The sequence below is a fragment of the Microbacterium sp. BK668 genome (assembly GCF_004362195.1).
GTDB lineage: Bacteria > Actinomycetota > Actinomycetes > Actinomycetales > Microbacteriaceae > Microbacterium.
The window spans coordinates 161,017-178,813 of the sequence record NZ_SNWG01000001.1; the positions used below are offsets into that span (position 1 = coordinate 161,017).

Genomic DNA, 17,797 nt, shown 5'->3' on the forward strand with positions numbered 1-17,797 from the left:
ACCTGGGGTCAGCGCGCGGGACGCCCGGCGTCAGCGCGGCGGAGGTGCCGTCGTGGCGCGGGGGGCGAGCCGGGTGGGCAGCGTCGCGTGGGTCGTGTGCGGCGTCTCGCCCCGCATCAGCGAGAGCAGCATCCGCGCCGCCTCGGCGCCGAGCGTCTGCATGGGCTGTCGCACGGTCGAGAGCGCGGGCGTCGCCTTGGCGGCCTCGGGGACGTCGTCGAATCCGATGACGGACAGGTGCTGGGGAACGTCCAGCCCCAGCTCCCCCGCGACCTTGACGATCTCGAGCGCCGAGATGTCGTTCGCCGCGAAGATGGCGGTCGGGCGCTCGACTCCCCCGAGCATCTCGAGGGCGGCCACCCGCACAGCATCCTGGCGGTAGCTTCCGGTCCCGACGAGGTGGGGATGCACGGGAAGGCCGGCATCGGCCATCGCCCGGCGATAGCCCGCGTCGCGCGCGATCGACGAGCGCAGGTCGGGCCGGCCGGCGATGAAGCCGATCGCGGTGTGACCGAGCTCGATCAGGTAGCGCGTGGCCTGGAGGGCGCCGCCGAAGCTGTCGGACTCGACGGTGGGCAGGTCGGCGGGTCCGGTGTGCGGGTCGATGGCGACGACGGGGACCTCGGTGCCGACATTGAGCACGGTAGGCGTCACCATGATGGCGCCGTCGATGAGCGTGCCGGACAGGCGCGAGATCGAGCGCCGCTCCCATCCCTCGGCCTCGCCGTGCGATCCGGAGTACGCGAGGAGGTCGTACGACGAATCGCGCAGGGCGAGCCCCACGCCCTTGAGGATCTCGGCGCTGAACGGCTCGAAATCGGCCACCAGAACGCCGATCACCCCGGTCGAGCGCGCGCGCATGCTGCTGGCGATGAGGCTCGACTCGTAGCCGAGCTCGGCGACGACGGCGAGTACATGGTCGACCGTCTCGCTGGCAACCCCGTAGCGCCCGTTGACGGCTTTGGAAACCGTCGACACCGAGACGCCGGCGGCACGCGCGACGTCGGTGATCGTCGGCCTGTGCTTCATGTCGCGGAAGCATAACGGATTGGAAATCGTTTTCGAAAACGTTTGACAGATATTTGTTGGGCACGCACGCTTTTTTCTGTCCGGACAGCGTTCCAGACCTGCGCGACCCGACTCGCACAGAAACCGCACCCCCCGGAGCAGTGGTGTGCTCCTCGAAGAAGAGAACGGGAAATCACATGAAGGGCAACAGGATCCTCGCGGGTTCTGCCGCACTGGTCGTCGGCGCTCTCGCGCTCGCCGGCTGCAGCGCCGGCGGCTCCGGCGAGAGCGCAGACGGCACCGTCGAGATGACACTGTGGCAGAACTCCACGACCGGACCGGGTCAGCAGTTCTGGAAGGACGCGATCGCCGCGTTCGAGGAGGAGAACCCGAACGTCACGATCAAGATGCAGTCCATCCAGAACGAGGACCTGGACGGCAAGCTCCAGACGTCGCTGAACGCGGGTGACCCGCCGGACATCTTCCTCCAGCGCGGCGGTGGCAAGCTGGCCGCCATGGTGCAGGCCGGTCAGCTCATGGACCTCACCGACAAGATCGAGGGCGAGGCGAAGGAGAACATCTCCGAAGGCTCCTTCAAAGCCGAGACGTACCAGGACAAGATCTGGGCGATGCCCCTGTCGGTGCTTCCCGGCGGCATCTTCTACAGCCAGGATCTCTACGACCAGGCCGGCATCACCGAGAACCCGACCACCATCGACGAGCTCGTCGAAGCCAACGAGAAGCTGAAGGCGATCGGCGTCGCCCCGCTCGCCCTCGGCGCGAAGGACGCCTGGCCCGCTGCGCACTGGTTCTACTGGTTCGCCATCCGCGAGTGCTCCCCCGAGACCATGGAGGAGACGGGCGACTCGAAGGACTTCAGCGACCCCTGCTGGCTCAAGGCCGCGGAGGACCTCGAGGAGTTCGCAGCAACCGAGCCGTTCAACGAGGGCTTCCTCACGACGTCCGCCCAGCAGGGAGCGGGCAGCTCGGCGGGGCTCGTGGCCAACAAGAAGGCCGGCGGCGAGCTCATGGGCGCGTGGGACCCGGGCGTGATCGCCTCTCTCACCCCCGATGAGAAGCCCCTTCCCGACCTCGCCTGGTACCCCTTCCCCGAGGTCTCCGGCGGCGAGGGAGAGCCCGGCTCGATGATGGGCGGCGTGGACGGCTACTCGTGCGCCGCTCAGGCTCCCGAGGAGTGCGCCGACTTCCTCAACTTCGTCGCCTCCAACGACCAGCAGACCGCCTACTACAAGGCGTACAACTCGCCGCCGGTCAACGCCGAGGCGCAGAAGGCCGTCACCGAGCCCTATCTCCAGCAGATCCTCGAGGCCTACAACAAGGCTCCGTTCGTCTCGCAGTGGCTCGACACCGTCCTCGGACAGAACGTCGGCAACGCGCTCAACGTGGCGGTCGTCGACATGCTTGCGGGCCAGAGCACGCCCGAGAAGCTGATCGAAGCCGCCAACCAGGCCGGCGCGAAGGGCTAGGAACACTCCGCATGACCACGAGCGAGACACCGAAGACGGACGTTCGCCCGCAGACGGATCTCGCGCAGCGCTCCGGGGGCGGTGGCGTCACGCCGCCGCCCTCGGCACCGCCGCGCCGCCGGCGCCCTGGGCTGGGATGGTCCGGCCGCCTCGAAGTCGCCGTGCTGGTCGGTCCGGCACTCATCTTCTTCATCGGGTTCGTCATCTTCCCCGTCATCATGGCGGCGTACTACGGCTTCTTCAATTGGAAGGGCTACGGACCCGCGGTCGACTTCGTCGGCCTCAAGAACTACGTCACGATCTTCACCGACCCCGACTTCCAGGAGGCGCTGGGCCACAACGCCTTCATCCTGGTCATGTCGATCGTCATCCAGGGACCGATCGCGCTTCTGCTGGCGCTTCTGCTCAATCGCAAGATGCGCGGTCAGTCGCTCATCCGGGTGCTGATCTTCGTGCCCTACGTCATCGCCGAGGTGGTGGTGGGCACCGGCTTCAGCCTCATGCTCGCCACGAACGGAGCCCTCAACGGTCTCCTCGAGAACCTGGGCCTCGACAACCTCACGCGCGACTGGCTCTCCGACCCCAGCATCGCCATCTGGACCCTCATGGCGATCCTCACCTGGAAGTACGTCGGCTTCGCCGTCATCCTCTTCCTCGCGGGGCTTCAGGGCATCCCCGATGAGCTCTACGAGGCGGCGGCGATCGATGGGGCCACCTATTGGCAGATCCAGCGCCGCATCACGATCCCCCTGCTCGGACCGACGCTGCGCATCTGGGCGTTCCTGTCGATCATCGGCGCCCTCCAGCTGTTCGACCTCGTCTACATCATCTGGGGCCAGTACGTGGCATCCGTCGCCGGCACCTCGACCATGGCGACCTACATGGTCGCCAACGGCCGCAACGCGGGGAACTTCGGCTACGGCAGCGCCGTCGCCGTCGTGATCTTCCTCATCTCCCTCGTCGTCGCCCTGATCTACCAGCGCTTCGTGCTGCGCCGCGACACCGCCGGCGCGCTCACCGAAAGGAACGACCGATGACCGCCGCCGTGGCCACCGCCGCGCCGACCGCCCCGCGGCGATCGCGCATGCGGGCGGGGACTCCTGCCGTGTACTTCGTGGCGCTGATCGTCATCGCGCTCATGCTGGGCCCGGTGATCTACATCATCCTCGGCGGCTTCCGCTCGAACTCGCAGATCACGACCAACCCGGCCGGGCTGCCCGACCCGTGGGTGTTCACGAACTACATCGACGTCCTCACCGAGAGCACGTTCTGGATCCTCGTGTTCAACTCGACGATCGTCGCGGTCGCCACGACCGTCGGGGTCATCCTCCTCGGGCTGATGGCCAGCTACGTGCTCGCCCGCTACCAGTTCCGCGGTCGCGGCGCGCTGTACGCCCTGTTCGCGGCCGGCCTGATGTTCCCGATCACCGTCGCCATCACGCCGCTGTACATCGTGGTGCGCAACCTGGGGCTGATCAACTCCCTCGGCGGCGTCATCCTCCCGCAGATCGCCTTCGCCCTTCCGACGACGATCATCATCCTGGTGCCGTTCCTCCGGGCGATCCCCGACGAGATCCAGGAAGCGGCGTTCATCGACGGCTGCAGCCGCCTCGGCTTCTTCTGGCGCATGGTGCTCCCCCTCGCCGTCCCCGGGGTGATCACGGTCGGCATCCTCGCCTTCATCGGAAGCTGGAACGCCTACCTCCTGCCGCTGTTCCTCCTCAACGACAACGCGAACTTCACCCTGCCGCTCGGCGTCCAGGCGTTCTCGTCGCAGTACTCCGTCGACACCGCGAAGGTGCTCGCGTTCACGTCGCTGTCGATGATCCCGGCTCTGGCGTTCTTCAGCCTCTTCGAGCGGCGCATCGTCGGCGGCCTGACAGGAGCGGTCAAGGGATGAGCCGGATCGAACTCCCGCCGGTCTCCGAGCGGGTGCGGGCTCTGCATGCGCAGATGACCCTCGACGAGAAGCTCGCGCAGCTCGTGGGGTACTGGGTCGACCAGGGCGACGAGCTCGTCGCGCCCATGGCGGGCGAGATGGCCACCTCCACGAAGTACGAGGATGCCTCGGCCCACGGCATCGGGCATCTCACGCGGGTGTACGGCACGAGGCCGGTCGACCCGGTCGAGCGCGCCGCATGGCTGTGGAGCGAGCAGCGCCGCCTGCGCGAGCAGACCCGGCTGGGAATCCCCGCCATCGTGCACGAGGAGTGCCTCACGGGCCTGGCGGCGTGGAAGGCCGCCACCTTCCCGACCCCTCTCGCGTGGGGCGCGTCGTTCGACCCGGCGCTCGTCGAGGAGATGGGACGCCTCATCGGAGGGTCGATGCGACAGCTCGGCATCCACCAGGGCCTGGCACCCGTGCTCGACGTGATCCGCGATCCGCGCTGGGGTCGTGTCGACGAGTGCATCGGCGAGGATCCGTACGTGGTGGGCACCGTCGGGACCGCCTACGTGCGGGGACTGCAGGATGCCGGCATCCACGCGACCCTCAAGCACTTCGTGGGCTATTCGGCGTCGCAGTCGGGGCGCAATCACGCCCCGGTGCACGCGGGACCCCGCGAGCTCGCCGACGTCCTGCTTCCGCCGTTCGAGATGGCCGTCCGCGACGGCGGTGTGCGGTCGGTGATGAACTCCTACGCGGAGATCGACGGGGTGCCCGTGGCCGCGTCCGAGGAGCTTCTCACGAGCGTCCTCCGCGAGGAGTGGGGATTCGACGGAGTGGTCGTGTCGGACTACTTCTCGGTGGCCTTCCTGCACACGATGCACGCGGTCGCCCAGGACCTCGGCGAAGCGGCGGCCCTGGCGCTGGCCGCGGGGATCGACGTGGAGCTGCCGACCGGCGACGCGTTCACCGCCCCTCTGGCCGAGGCGCTGCGATCCGGAGCGGTCGACGAAGCGCTCGTCGACCGGGCTGTCCTGCGCGTGCTGGCCGAGAAGGAGGAGCTGGGCCTCCTCGACGAGACGTTCGACGAACCCCCCGCCGCCATCGACCTCGACACCCCGGAGCACCGGGCCGTCGCACGGCGTCTCGCGGAGGAGTCGCTCGTGCTCCTCTCCAACGGCGGCGTCCTCCCGCTCGATGCGGCGTCCATCGGGCGCCTCGCGATCATCGGGCCGAACGCCGACTCCGCGGAAGCGCTCATGGGCTGCTACTCCTTCGTCAACCACGTGCTGGCCCACCACCCCGACGTGCCGCTCGGGCTCGAGCTGCCGAGCGTCTTCGAGGCTCTCCGGGCCGAGTTCCCGGGCTCGGCGCCCGAGGCGGTGCGCGGATGCGACGTATCCGGAGATGACGCGTCCGGGATCGCCGAGGCCGTGGCCGCGGCGGCGGCGTCCGACGTGGCCGTCGTCGTCGTCGGCGACCGCGCGGGCCTGTTCGGACGCGGCACGGTCGGCGAGGGCAACGACGTCGATGACCTCGAACTGCCCGGCCTCCAGCGGCGCCTCGTCGAGGAGGTCGTATCGACGGGCGTCCCCACCGTCATGATCGTGCTGTCCGGCCGCCCCTACGCGATCGGGTGGGCGATCGACGGGCCAGCCGCGCCCGCGGCCGTCCTGCAGGCCTTCTTCCCCGGCGAGGAGGGAGCGTCCGCGATCGCGGCGGTGCTCTCCGGGCGCGCCGCGCCGTCGGGTCGCCTGCCCGTCTCGCTCCCGCGATCGGCGGGCGCACAGCCGTACACCTACCTGCACCCGATCCTCGGTGGACCGTCTGAGATCACGAGCGCCGACAGCACCCCGGCGCTGCCCTTCGGGCACGGCCTGACCTACACCGGGTTCGAGCACTCGAGGCTGTCGGCGCCGACGGAGTCCGCGACCGGTGCCGACCTTCCGGTCACGGTCGAGGTGCGCAACGTCGGGGAGCGCAGCGGCGTCGACGTCGTCCAGCTGTATGCGCGCGACCTGTACGCCAGCGTCACGCGTCCGGTCGCCCAGCTCGTGGGCTACGCCCGCGTGGCGCTCGAGCCGGGCGAGACGACGGTGGTCCGCTTCGACGTCCCGGTGGGGCGTCTGAGCTTCACCGACCGCCGCGGCGCTCGCGTCGTCGAGCCCGGCGACATCGAGTTCTGGGTGGGAGGCTCGTGCGAGGACCGCGAGACGTCGTCGACGACGCGCCTGGTCGGTCCCGTCCACGAGATCGGGCCGGCGGACGCGCGAACCGTGTCGGTGTCGGTCGCGGCGGTCGTCCCGCGATGATCCGGCGGAGCCGCGGTCGCCTCGAGAGCCCGAGACGGCCGCGGATCCGGTCGCCGGTCGGGCCCGGAATAGCATCGGGCGCCGGGCGTTTCACCTCGGCATGACGACCTTGGGAATCATCGGCGCAGGACACATCGGATCGGCATTGGCCCGCGGCCTCACGGCGCGCGGGTACGACGTCGTGATCGCGAACTCGCGTGGCCCGGAGACCCTCTCGGCGCTCGTCGAGGAGCTCGGGCCCCGGGCTCGTGCCGGGACGGCGGAGGATGCCGCGGCCGCGGCGGATGTGGCGGTGGTGACCGTGCCCCTCAAGGCGTATCAGGACATCCCGGTCGCGCCGCTCGCCGGGAAGATCGTGCTCGACACCAACAACTACTACTGGGAGCGCGACGGTCGGATCGCTGAGCTCGACGACAAGCGCGCCACGACGAGCGGCCTGCTTCAGGAGCATCTTCCGGAGTCGAAGGTGGCCAAGGCCTTCAACCACATCACCGCCTCGCAGATCGGCACCGACGGAACGCCGGCCGGGACGCCGGGACGCCGTGCGCTCGCCACCTCGAGCGACAACCCCGAGGCCGTCGAGTTCGTGACCGGACTGTACGACGAGTTCGGCTTCGACACGGTCGACGTCGGCCCGCTCGCCGAGAGCTGGCGCGTCGAGCGCGATCAGCCGGCCTACGGCGTGCGCCAGGACCGTGACGAGCTCGTCGGAAATCTGGCACGCGCGCAACGCTGACGGGATTATGGTTCACCTATGGGGACCATCTACTACGGCGGATCCGCAACTCCCATCCACATCGAGGACCGCGCGCTGGCGCATCTGAAGGTCGTCATCGCGACGAAGCTCCGCCGTGGCGAGAGCTTCACCGTGTCGTGGGCGCATCCCGACGATCAGCCCCGAGGACGCAGCACGATCTGGCTGCATCCGTCGATCCCGCTGCGATTCGTCTTCGACGAACCGGAGCCGCCGGTCCTCAGCCGCGAATGGATCGAGAGCCTCGCGAACTCCGCGAACTCCTCGGGCGGGGTCTCGCTCGTCGCCGAGAGCATCGCCGGCGACGGTGAGCCCGCGCCCGACATCTCACCGCAGGCCGTCGAGATCGTCGAGTCCCGCGAGTGACACCCGTCGCGTCAGCCCTCTTCGCCTGACGGCTCTTCGGGCTCCGGGACGATCTGCAGTCCGCTGGGCCCGCTCGCGGACTGCATCAGCTCCTCGATCCAGAGGCGATTGATGCGCGGGTTGCGGCTGCCGAAGAAGTGGAACTGGAGCGGGACCGACGGATGGATCCAGAAGCTCTTCCGTCCGCTTCCGTCTCCGATCTCGACGTCGAACATGAACGCCTCCGACCGTCGAAGCTTGTTCATCACGACGATGCGCAGATGTGCGAGCGTCCGATCGTCGATGTCGACCGAGTTCGCCATCGTGTCGTAGATGAACCGCCCCATTCGCCACTCCTTCTCACTCCCCCGTGCTCGTCACGTTAGCGGGTCTGGAGCCGGATGCGGCGATTCTTCACGGGGACCTCACGTGCGCGTCAGACCGGCTCCGCCTCGGATCCGCCTCGCGTCAGATCGACGACCCCACCGGGCGGAACGCGCTGCGCAGCAGTCGGCGCGCGCGCGCCGCGGCGTCGGCGCGATCTCCCGGCGCACTGCGCGAGATGGCGAACGCGAGCATCTCGGTCGCTAGGAGCACGTCGGCGACCTCGAGACCGGATGCCTCGCCCGCGATGTCACGCTGCCGGTCGACCAGGCTCGCCACGACGTCGCGGTAGCGCGCGCCGAGGTGCACGACCCGGCGATCCTCCGGCTGCGCCGAAATCAGCTCGATGAAGGCGCTGGAGACGATCGCCTGGTCGGCGACGAGGTCCAGCAGGTCCTCGATCGTGCGCGCGGGCGCTGCCGCGAAGCCCTCGAGCTCGGTCATGTTGTCCTCGAACACCGCGACGGCGAGCGCTGTGCGGTCTGGGAAGTGACGGTAGAGGCTCCCCTGCCCGACGCCCGCCCGCTTGGCGACCTGGCTGAAAGGGGCGGTGAGTCCGGCCTCGGCATAGACCTCGCGAGCCGCCGCGATGAGGGCGCGCCGGTTCTCGGGGCCCGCCGCGGGGCCCCGGTTGGCGCGGGGGGACCCTTCCTCACGAATCGGCACGGGTATAACCTATTACCGGACAACGATGTCCGGTAGAGAAAGGACCCGAACCATGACTACCGCCACAGCCCTCACAGCCGACTCGGCGATCGCCGACTGGCTTGCCGACCCCGCCGGCAATGCGCTCCTCACCGAGGTCCTCGCGCAGAGCGGTCAGACCCCGGAGGTGTTCGCGCCGATCCGCCGCCTCCCGATCAAGCGCCTCGTCACGATGAGCCGCGGCGCCTTCACGGAGCAGATGCTCGGCGATCTCGTCGAGCGCGCGGCGGCGACGAGCGGGGGCGTTTCCGCCGCGAGCGCGCCCGACACCTCGGCGACCGCGGCCCCCGCGCTCCGGACCTGGACCGAGCGCATCGACGAGGGCCGCTTCGCCGGAAAGACCGTCATCGTGACCGGTGCCGGGTCGGGGATCGGACGCGCGACCGCCTCGCGCATTGCGCGGGAGGGAGGACGGGTGGTCGCCGTCGACGTGAGCAAGGAGAGGCTCGACGACTTCGTCACGCAGCACGGGGAAGCGGACGTCGTTCCCCTTTCCGCCGACATCACCGACGACGACGGCGTCGCCGCCATCCTCTCCGCCGCCGGGGAGACGATCGACGGCCTGGCCAACATCGCCGGCATCATGGACGACATGACGCCGGTCGGCGAGCTGAGCGACGCCGTGTGGGACCGTGTCCTGCGCGTCAACGTCACCGGCACCATGAAGCTCATGCGCGCGGTCATTCCCGCGATGCTCGCGCAAGGTGCCGGCTCGATCGTCAACACCGCCTCGGAGGCGGCGCTGCGCGGCTCGGCAGCCGGCGCGGCCTACACGACGTCGAAGCACGCGGTCGTGGGACTGACGAAGTCGAGCGCCTACATGTACGGACCGAGCGGCATCCGCGTGAACGCCGTCGCACCCGGCCCCACCATCACGAACATCGAGGCGTCCTTCGGCTCACCGCTCGGGGCCGAGCGCGTGCAGACGGCCATGGCGATCATGCCCGACGCCGCCGAGGCGGAGGCGCTCGCGGCATCCATCACCTTCCTCCTGAGTGACGACGGCGTGAACGTCAACGGCGTCACGCTCGCCAGCGACGGCGGCTGGTCGGCCGCGTAAGCGGGTCGCACGACGGTCCCGGCGCCTGGCGCGTCGCGGGCCGGCGGAACGGCGGCTCAGGCACGGGGTCAGAACGGCCACACCAGCGGCACGTAGAAGACGCCGACGAGCAGGAAGAAGACGGCGAGCGGGAGGCCGAGCTTCCAGTAGTCGCCGAATCGGTAGCCGGCGGGCTCCATGACCATGAGGTTCGCGGGCGTCGCCACGGGAGTGAGTAAGGCCGCGGCGGCGACGACGGCGAGCCCCATGAGGAACGGCTGCACCGAAACGTCCAGCGTCGCGGCGACCGAGATCGCGATCGGCGCGAGGATGAGCGCCGTGGCGGAGTTGCTGATGAGCTGCCCGAGTACGAGGGCGAGCACGCACAGCACCAGGAGCGCGACCGTCGGCCCGGCGTCGCCGATCGCTCCGAGGAGCGCGCTCGCCACGAGGTCCGCTGCGCCGGTCTTCGTGAAGGCGGTCGAGAGCGGAATCATGCCGGCGATGAGCACGATCGTCGTCCACGAGATCGAACGGTACGCCTGGGGCGGATCTACGACCCGCAGCACCACGAGCGCGCCGGCGGCCAGCAGCGCCGCCGCCGCAGGCGGCACGATACCCGTCGCCAGCAGCACGACCATCGCGGCGACGACGGCCATCGTGCGTCTCGCACCTCGTCCGAACGGCACCGAGCGGCGAAGCCGCTGGGGCGAATGCACGGCGAGCACCCCGTCGTCCCCCGCGTGTCGCGCCAGGTCGTCCCACCGCCCCTGCATGAGGAGCGCGTCCCCGGCCTGTACCGTGATGTCGCCTTTGAGCAGCTCATCGCCTCGACGGGCGGCCAGGACGACGAGATCCCCCGAGGGCGTCGCCATCCCGGGATAGATCACGCGTCCGATCAGGGGCGACCGCGCGCGACGACGACTTCGGTGACCCCGTTGGTCGGCCCCAGGAGCACCCCTGTGTCGAGCGTCAGCGAGTACTGCTGACGCAGGGTTCGCGCGTGTCGGGCGAGATCGAGCGGCATCTCGGCGGGCGTGCGCTCCGGGAGAAGCCGCGAGAACACCATGAGGTAGAGGACCGTGCCGGCCACGAGCGGGAGGCCCACCAGGGCGAACTCGAAGTAGCCGAAAGCACGCCCCCCGCTGTCCGCGGCGAACTCCGACACGATGATGTTCACGGGCGTCCCCGTCAGCAGGAGCATCGAGCCCGCGCTCGCGGCGAAGGCGAGCGGCAGCAGCAGCCGTGACGGAGCGATCTCCGCGCGAGCGGCGACGACGACGACGAGCGGGAGCAGTGCCGCGACGGCGCCGTTGACGCTGATGAGGGCCGAGACGACGGCGACGAGCAGTCCGATCACGAGGATGAGCGTGCGCCGCCGGGTGCCGGCTCGCGCGATGACCTTCTGCCCGGCCCACGCCGTGATGCCGGTGGCGTCGAGCGACTCGCTCACGACGAAGAGCCCCGCGATGAACAGCACCGTCGGATCGCCGAACCCGGCGAGCGCCTCCGGCAGCGTCAGCACCCCGGTGAAGAACAGGGCGAGCGAGACGCCGACCGCGACGAGCTCGAGCGGCACGCGATTGCTCACGAAGGCGATGACCGCGAGGACGAGGATTCCCAGGGTGGCGGCGACGGGGTCCACGGGCCTCAGCGTAGCCAGGAGGTGGGGAAGGATGCCGCGCGGCGGCCCGCACCGGTGCCGGCTGTGTGGCGGACGACACCTTGCGATATTCGAAGCTATGTACTAGTATCGACTCAAGAAGTCGCGCAACGTCCTCACTTAGCGCGCAGCATCCGAAGTCGCCCCGCACGTCAGGGCGCATCCGCACGACGGGGCATGCTGTGGCGAACGAGATCGAGGCAGGCGATGGGCTCCGGGGTGTGTGGCGAGAGCTCGACATCCTCGTCGGTGACGTCCGACGGGCTCGCGCCGCCGTCGCGGCCGCGCAGGCCCGCGAAGCAGCGCTGCTCGCCAGAGCGGTCGACCTGATCGAAGCACGCACGGGAGAGCGTCGCGCGGCAGGTCTTCGCTTCGGCAACGACCTGCCGCTGCGCGAAGTGTCGGCCGAGCTCGGCACCGCGATGCGGGTGGGGGATCGCACGGTGCAGCGCCGGATCGGGGACGCGCACACCCTCGTGACCCGCTTCGCGGCGACGTGCGAGGCGTGGCGTGCGGGGCGTATCGACCGACAGCACGTGACGACCATCGTCGACGAGAAAGTCGCGATCGCGGACGAGCTGGTCCGCCGCGAGTACGAGTCGCTCGTGCTCGCGGTGGCCGAGGTGGAGTCGGCAGGGCGCTTGCGGGAGATCGCGCGCGTCATCGCTGCGCGCGTCGACTCCGGCGCTTCAGCCCTCCGCCGGAAGGCAGCCATGCGCAGCCGGGACGTGCGGGTGATCGATCTCGACGACGGGATGGGTCGTCTGCTCGCCGATCTGCCCGCACCCCTGGCCCACGCGATCAGGGACCGGATCGACGAGTTCGCCCGTCGGGTCTCGGATGCGGAGAAGCGCGACGAGTCGCAAGCCCCGCTCGCCTCCGACCCCGTCCACACCGGAGGGGACATCGGCGCGGACGAGGAGTCGGAGTGGGCTTGCCGTCGGACGCTCGGCGAGATCCGTGCGGATGTGCTCGCGGATCTGCTCTTGACGAGCGTGCCCGAAGCTCATCGCGACTCCGAACGGCAACGCGCTCGCGGGCGTGCGAGGGCGGATCAGCCTCACGATCCCTATTGCAACTGCTGCGGGGCTGGGCGACGAGCCCGCTCTGATGAGCGGCTACGGCCCGGTCGACACGGAGCTCGCTCGGAGGATTCTGGCGGAGGCCCCCGTCTGGCACCGCGTGCTGACGAACCTCGAGACCGGTGCGCCGGACGCGGTCTGCCGCTATCGCCCGTCTGCCGCACTTCGCCGATTCATCGACATACGCGACGAGCGGTGTCGTTTCCCGGGATGCCGCATGAAGCCTTTGCGCTGCGACGCCGACCACACGATCGCAGCCGCCGACGGCGGTGGAACCAGCCCCTGCAACCTCGCAGACTTCTGCCGGCGGCACCATGTGCTGAAGCACTGCTCTCCGTGGCACGTCGAGCAGGACGGCGGGGGCCGCCTCGTATGGACGAGTCCGACGGGACGCGTGTACTCGGACTTTGTTCCCGCAACGTTGACCTTCGTTGCGGCACGGGAGCCGGCATGGGCGGCGGAAAGGGCGACGGCGACGGCGACGGCGACGGCGACGGCCGACCATGATCCGCCCCCGTTCTGACACTCGGCACGCCGCCCCGATCGCCGAGCGCCGAGCCTCCGCCCGAAGCGGGGAGCCGGTTTGCGAAGCATTCCGATGAGAATCTTATGAGGCGAGCCGCGCACCGAGCCCGCCCCACCCGCCTCACGTTAGCTTCGTGCCGTGGGCACGATCTATTACGGCGGTTCGGACACTCCGATCCACATCGAGGACCGGGCCTTGTCGCATCTCAAGGTCGTTATCGCGACCAAGCTCCGCCGGGGCGAGAGCTTCACCGTGTCATGGCGACACCCCGATGATCAGCCGGGCGGTCGCTCCACGGTCTGGCTCCACCCCTCGATCCCCCTGCGCTTCGAGTTCGACGCCGCCGAGACGCCTGACCTCAGCCGCGCCTGGATCGAGGAGCTCGCCAACTCGGCCAACTCCTCGGGCGGGATCCTGCTCGTGTCGGAACACGTGGAACCCTCCCGCACGATCGCCGCCCTCTCGTAGCCGCGTCATCCCTCGCCGATCGGCACGCGAGGGTCGAGCGGGATGCGCGGCGCCGTCACCCCGAGCTCGAGCTCGCCGTCGCGAATCTCCGCGACGCACTCCCACGGGATCACCCGCGCACCGCGGTGCAGTCGCGCCATGATGGCGTTGATCACCGCGGGCGCGTCGACCCGGCCGCGCTCGTAGCCGTAGTACGACATACGGCTGCGCGGACTCACGATGAGGGCGACGAGCTGCAGGTCGGCCTCGCGCGTGCGGCGGGCGGGTCCCCGACGGAAGCGGACGTCGACCACGGTTCCGAGCGACGTGCCGTCGGGGTCGAGGACGCGGCATCCCAGCAGATCACTCAGGAGCATGGCGACCTCCGGGGATGCGGGCGATGATGCGGTCGCGCACCCAGCGCTCCACCCAGGTGGCGTCGAGGTCGTCGGCGCGCACGCGCAGGTCGATCGCGGTATGCAGCTTCGCCACGAGGTCCCACGGAATCCGCTCCCACTCGGACCGCGGCAGCCTGCCGCCGAACACGCGCGGCAGGAGTGAGAATCCGACGAGGACCGCCGAGACGACCGGTGCCCTCGCGGGATCGACGGGCTCTCCGATCTCGATGCCGTCGATCTCGATGTCGTTCACGGTGCTGACCGGAATGCGGTCCACATCGAGCATCTGCCGGTCGAGCAGATGCAGGCGGGCGTCCACCCCTCTCCCGTCGGGATCCCGGTACCACTCCAGCGGATGCCTCGGGTCGTTCGGATGCGTCATGAGCCCATCCCCGTGATGATGAGGAGCGGGATCGCCGCCACGGCGGCGATCAGGATGATGACGAGGAATCCCACTCCGAGCGCGTTGCGCACCCGGCCGTTGACCCGCTCGCCCATGTAGTCCGGATCGTTCGCCACGACGAGGATCGGGAAGTAGGTGAGGGGGAGGGCCACCGCCGAGAACACGACGGACAGCTCCGTCACGGCGATCGGGTCGACGCCGGTCAGGAGGATGCCGCCGCCGATCAGGAGGCAGACGATCATGGCGAGGTGGAAACGCGCCGCCTGGGCGGGCCGGCGGAACTTGCCCCAACTCCACCCGAAGAACTGCGCGAGGGTGTAGCCGCTGGAGAGCGTGGTCTCCAGGGCAGCGCCGAAGGTCGCCGCAAGGATTCCGACGATCGCGAATGCGAGCGCGAGCTGACCGCCGGCCTGCGAGACGGGGAGCACGATCTGCGACAGTGTCTCGACCTCGATCGCCTGCGGGAGCAGAACGACGGCCGCGCACGCGGCGATCGCGACGGAGAGCAGACCCCCGAGCGGGAAGCCGATGAACACGTTCGCCCGCTCCGTGCCGAGGTCCTTCGACGTCCACCGCTCCTCCACCGCGCCCGACGAGAAGAAGAAGACCTCGTAGGGCGTCATCGCCGCGCCGAAGAGGGCGACGGCGAAGTACCAGTACGACAGCGGGCTTTCGCCGGCGAGCGTCCATGGCTGCACGGCCGACGCGCCGAGAGCTCCCCAGTCCGGCTCGAGCAGGAACAGGGCGACGACGAACACGATGAGGGCGAGGCCCAGCAGCCCGGCCACGTTCTCCATGATCGAGAACTTCACGCGCCACAGCACGATCCAGACTCCGAAGAGCGCGACCGGTATCCACATCCCCGGACCGACCCCGGCGGCCAGCTGCAGCGCGAGCGCGATGCCCCCGATCTCGGCGGTGAGGGTCAGGAGATTGATGAGGAACGAGGCCGACAGATTCGCCAACCCCGTCCGAGGTCCGAGCCGCTCCCGGATGACCTCGAACGTGGCTCGTCCGCTGACGGCTGCGACCCGTCCCGACATGTCGGCGTACAGGCAGATGCCGACGACCCCGATCACGACGACCCACGCGAGACCGAGACCGTACCGGGCGCCGACGACGGCGTTCGTGACGAGGTCTCCGATGTCGACGAAGCCGCCGATGGCGGTGAGGATGCCGAGCGCGACCGCGAAGATGCGCTTCACGATCCGCTTCCCTGCGCCTCGAGGTCCTCGAGCCTGTCGGCGACCTCTTTCAGCTCGGCCTCGGCACCCCCGCGTCCTGCGACCGCCGCATGGATGGCGTCGAGCGCGTCGTCGCTCGCACGCAGCAGCTCGGCGCGGTACGAGGCATCCGTCGCATCCGCCGGCCTGTACAGTCCCACCTCGCGCGCGATGTCCGCGACCTTCTCCTCCATGTCGCCGAGGAGGGCCGAAGCGGTGGTAGCGAACATGCGCTCGTCGTCGCGCAGGCCCGTGCCGAGCTCGGCCGCGCGCGTCGCGCTCAGGGCGTCGGCGGCCAGCGAGACGAGCACGGGGTCGGGCGAGGCCGCGGGCGCGCAGCCCGAGATCGCGACCAGGGCGGCGAGGCCCAGGGGGAAGAGGCGCGGAAGCCGGCTGCGCGAGCGCCGGCGGCGCATGTCAGAGGCCTTTGCCGCCCGTGACCGGGAGCACGGCCCCCGAGACGTACGAGGCGGCTTCGGAGGCGAGATAGACGTACGCACCCGCGAGTTCGGCGGGCTGCCCCGCGCGGCCGAGCGGCGTGTCCTTGCCGAACTCCTCGACCTTGCTCGAGTCCCAGCCTGTCGCGGGGATGAGCGGGGTCCAGATCGGACCGGGGGCCACGGCGTTGACACGGATGCCCTTCGGCCCGAGCTCCTGGGCGAGCGCCTTGACGAACGCGACCTGCGCGGCCTTCGTCATCGCGTAGTCCACGAGAGCGGGCGAGGGGTTGAACGCCTGGATCGACGACGTCACGATGATGGAGGAGCCGGCCTTGAGGTGCGGCACGGCCTCGCGGGCCGAGAAGATCATGCCGTAGAGATTCGTGCGGAAGACGCGGTCGAACTCGTCGGTCTCGAGGCTCGCGATGCTCTCGCGATCCTTCTGATAGGCGGCGTTGAGAACGAGGATGTCGAGGCCTCCGAACTGCGACACGGTGTCCGCCACGATGGCCGTCGCGAATCGCTCCTCGCGGATGTCGCCGGCGAAGCTCACGCCTCGCCCTCCCGACTCGGCGATGAGGCGGACGGTCTCGTCGCCGTCGTCGATCTCCTCCGGTAGGTGGGCGATCGCGACGTCGGCGCCCTCGCGCGCGAACGCGATCGCGACAGCCCGGCCGATGCCCGAGTCGCCGCCTGTGATGAGCGCCCGGCGGCCCTCGAGGCGGCCGGCGCCGACGTAGGAGTCCTCGCCGTGGTCCGGCGTCGGCTCGACCTCTTCGGTCTTGCCGGGCTGTTCCTGCCCCTGAGGAGGAAACCCGTCCGGGTGCTTCTCGCGGGGGTCGTTCGGCTGGTCGGTCATGCCGGCTCCTTCCGTCGCAGACCCAGGAAGGGTCGCCATCCGCGACGCTAGCCAGCACGTCCGGGGTAGGCGATCGGGTTGACAAAGCCGTCCCGATACAGGCAGGAATGCGTGCGACCCGCTCGCCACTGCTCACGGACCTGCTGGGCCGCGAGGGGTGCTCAGCGCGGCGAGAAGTGCGGCGAGAGGCGCGGTGCGAAGTGGGGGATCTCCACCGGACGTCGCGCGCGATCGGCGTGCAGCGGCGTGAGCTCCGCCGCGGCCGCCTCGAGCACCTCGGAGAGACGGCTGAACCGCGCCCAGCCGAGTCGTCCGTGCAGCCACACCACCTCGAGGAACTCCTCGGTCTGCTCGACGTAGGCGATGACGCTGGCCGGGTCGTCCTCCTCGACGTTCCGGTCGCACAGCCTCCACGCACCCTCGCCGAGCGGCACCAGCTCGAGCTGGTGCACGGGACCCTCGGCCATCGACGTGGTCATTCGTGCCGGTCCGCGGGAATCTGGTAGGAGCGGACCGGGACGAATCCCCGCCCCTGCGGACGGAGCCGGCCGTCGTAGTCATCCCGCGACCAGGCGCGCCGATACTCGCCCGTCGACGGCTCGACCGCCGCGTCGTTCCGGTGCCGATCGTGCGTCTTCGCCTTGCCCATCGCCGCCTCGCTACGTTCCTCGCGGACGCTCCATTTCCCCAAGCTCGTCACGCTGTCCCATGACTCTGCGCCAGTGAGAGGACTCTCACGAGGGGCTTGACATTCCAGCGCCGGCGTCCCTACGAATGTCATCACGGAGACCCGTTCTGGTCGCCGATGTCCGCTGACCGAAACAAGCAGGACAGCAC

21 protein-coding genes are annotated in these 17,797 nt (G+C 69.7%); 9 read left to right on the forward strand and 12 right to left on the reverse strand.

Features of this window, described 5'->3' with window-relative positions; genetic code table 11:
- Window positions 1–30: 30 nt before the first annotated feature.
- Window positions 31–1,029 carry a LacI family DNA-binding transcriptional regulator gene (locus EV279_RS00695; protein ID WP_133541034.1) on the reverse strand — a complete coding sequence of 333 codons (999 nt, stop codon included), beginning with the start codon at window positions 1,027–1,029 and terminating at the stop codon, window positions 31–33.
- A gap of 176 nt (window positions 1,030–1,205) precedes the next feature.
- Between EV279_RS00695 and EV279_RS00700 the strand changes: the two genes are divergently transcribed.
- From EV279_RS00700 to EV279_RS00725, 6 genes are all read left to right on the forward strand, one after another.
- On the forward strand, window positions 1,206–2,495 hold the full coding sequence (locus EV279_RS00700; RefSeq protein ID WP_133541035.1) for an extracellular solute-binding protein: 1,290 nt from the start codon (window positions 1,206–1,208) through the stop codon (window positions 2,493–2,495).
- An 11-nt stretch (window positions 2,496–2,506) separates the two neighbouring features.
- The gene (locus EV279_RS00705; protein ID WP_133541036.1) at window positions 2,507–3,532 is read left to right on the forward strand and encodes a sugar ABC transporter permease; all 1,026 of its coding nucleotides are present in this window, start codon (window positions 2,507–2,509) and stop codon (window positions 3,530–3,532) included.
- Window positions 3,529–4,395: a carbohydrate ABC transporter permease gene (locus EV279_RS00710; RefSeq protein ID WP_133541037.1), complete on the forward strand. Its 867-nt coding sequence runs from the start codon at window positions 3,529–3,531 to the stop codon at window positions 4,393–4,395. Before EV279_RS00705 ends, EV279_RS00710 begins: the two co-directional genes overlap by 4 nt.
- Entirely contained in the window at window positions 4,392–6,692 is a 2,301-nt protein-coding gene (locus EV279_RS00715) for a glycoside hydrolase family 3 N-terminal domain-containing protein (RefSeq protein ID WP_133541038.1), read from the forward strand. The genes EV279_RS00710 and EV279_RS00715 overlap by 4 nt, the downstream gene beginning before the upstream one ends.
- A 100-nt stretch (window positions 6,693–6,792) precedes the next feature.
- Entirely contained in the window at window positions 6,793–7,428 is a 636-nt protein-coding gene (locus EV279_RS00720) for an NAD(P)-binding domain-containing protein (protein ID WP_133541039.1), read from the forward strand.
- An 18-nt stretch (window positions 7,429–7,446) separates the two neighbouring features.
- Window positions 7,447–7,812 (forward strand): hypothetical protein, encoded by a 366-nt coding sequence (locus EV279_RS00725; RefSeq protein ID WP_133541040.1) that lies wholly within the window; start codon window positions 7,447–7,449, stop codon window positions 7,810–7,812.
- Window positions 7,813–7,823: 11 nt separating this feature from the next.
- Here the strand turns inward: EV279_RS00725 and EV279_RS00730 are convergent, their stop codons facing one another.
- Complete coding sequence (locus tag EV279_RS00730; RefSeq protein ID WP_133541041.1) at window positions 7,824–8,138, reverse strand: ATP-dependent DNA ligase; 315 nt, start codon at window positions 8,136–8,138, stop codon at window positions 7,824–7,826.
- A gap of 121 nt (window positions 8,139–8,259) precedes the next feature.
- Complete coding sequence (locus EV279_RS00735; protein ID WP_243728381.1) at window positions 8,260–8,841, reverse strand: TetR/AcrR family transcriptional regulator; 582 nt, start codon at window positions 8,839–8,841, stop codon at window positions 8,260–8,262.
- Window positions 8,842–8,893: 52 nt separating this feature from the next.
- On the opposite strand from EV279_RS00735, the gene EV279_RS00740 reads away from it, so the two are divergent.
- Window positions 8,894–9,940: an SDR family NAD(P)-dependent oxidoreductase gene (locus EV279_RS00740; RefSeq protein ID WP_133541043.1), complete on the forward strand. Its 1,047-nt coding sequence runs from the start codon at window positions 8,894–8,896 to the stop codon at window positions 9,938–9,940.
- Window positions 9,941–10,008: 68 nt separating this feature from the next.
- Here the strand turns inward: EV279_RS00740 and EV279_RS16955 are convergent, their stop codons facing one another.
- Both EV279_RS16955 and EV279_RS16960 read right to left on the reverse strand, forming a co-directional pair.
- Window positions 10,009–10,794, reverse strand: a complete 786-nt coding sequence (locus EV279_RS16955) for an SLC13 family permease (RefSeq protein ID WP_243728382.1) — start codon at window positions 10,792–10,794, stop codon at window positions 10,009–10,011.
- Between the two features lie 23 nt (window positions 10,795–10,817).
- Window positions 10,818–11,564 carry an SLC13 family permease gene (locus EV279_RS16960; protein WP_243728383.1) on the reverse strand — a complete coding sequence of 249 codons (747 nt, stop codon included), beginning with the start codon at window positions 11,562–11,564 and terminating at the stop codon, window positions 10,818–10,820.
- A 200-nt stretch (window positions 11,565–11,764) separates the two neighbouring features.
- Here EV279_RS16960 and EV279_RS00750 point away from each other — a divergent pair, with 200 nt between their 5' ends.
- Together EV279_RS00750 and EV279_RS00755 are read left to right on the forward strand one after the other, a co-directional pair.
- Window positions 11,765–13,171, forward strand: coding sequence for a DUF222 domain-containing protein (locus EV279_RS00750; RefSeq protein WP_166644406.1), 1,407 nt, complete (start codon window positions 11,765–11,767; stop codon window positions 13,169–13,171).
- Window positions 13,172–13,328: 157 nt separating this feature from the next.
- A complete protein-coding gene (locus tag EV279_RS00755) occupies window positions 13,329–13,658 on the forward strand; it encodes a hypothetical protein (protein WP_133541045.1) in 330 nt (109 codons plus the stop codon).
- A gap of 5 nt (window positions 13,659–13,663) precedes the next feature.
- Here the strand turns inward: EV279_RS00755 and EV279_RS00760 are convergent, their stop codons facing one another.
- The 7 genes from EV279_RS00760 to EV279_RS16750 form a co-directional block, all read right to left on the reverse strand.
- Window positions 13,664–14,014, reverse strand: a complete 351-nt coding sequence (locus EV279_RS00760; RefSeq protein WP_133541046.1) for a PRC-barrel domain-containing protein — start codon at window positions 14,012–14,014, stop codon at window positions 13,664–13,666.
- Window positions 14,001–14,417 (reverse strand): hypothetical protein, encoded by a 417-nt coding sequence (locus tag EV279_RS00765; protein WP_133541047.1) that lies wholly within the window; start codon window positions 14,415–14,417, stop codon window positions 14,001–14,003. Before EV279_RS00765 ends, EV279_RS00760 begins: the two co-directional genes overlap by 14 nt.
- Complete coding sequence (locus tag EV279_RS00770; RefSeq protein WP_133541048.1) at window positions 14,414–15,643, reverse strand: divalent metal cation transporter; 1,230 nt, start codon at window positions 15,641–15,643, stop codon at window positions 14,414–14,416. The genes EV279_RS00765 and EV279_RS00770 overlap by 4 nt, the downstream gene beginning before the upstream one ends.
- On the reverse strand, window positions 15,640–16,077 hold the full coding sequence (locus tag EV279_RS00775; RefSeq protein ID WP_133541049.1) for a hypothetical protein: 438 nt from the start codon (window positions 16,075–16,077) through the stop codon (window positions 15,640–15,642). Before EV279_RS00775 ends, EV279_RS00770 begins: the two co-directional genes overlap by 4 nt.
- Window position 16,078: 1 nt before the next feature.
- On the reverse strand, window positions 16,079–16,960 hold the full coding sequence (locus tag EV279_RS00780) for an SDR family oxidoreductase (protein WP_133541050.1): 882 nt from the start codon (window positions 16,958–16,960) through the stop codon (window positions 16,079–16,081).
- A 161-nt stretch (window positions 16,961–17,121) separates the two neighbouring features.
- Window positions 17,122–17,427 carry a hypothetical protein gene (locus EV279_RS00785; protein WP_133541051.1) on the reverse strand — a complete coding sequence of 102 codons (306 nt, stop codon included), beginning with the start codon at window positions 17,425–17,427 and terminating at the stop codon, window positions 17,122–17,124.
- A gap of 8 nt (window positions 17,428–17,435) precedes the next feature.
- Window positions 17,436–17,609: a hypothetical protein gene (locus EV279_RS16750; protein ID WP_166644407.1), complete on the reverse strand. Its 174-nt coding sequence runs from the start codon at window positions 17,607–17,609 to the stop codon at window positions 17,436–17,438.
- Window positions 17,610–17,797 lie beyond the last annotated feature (188 nt).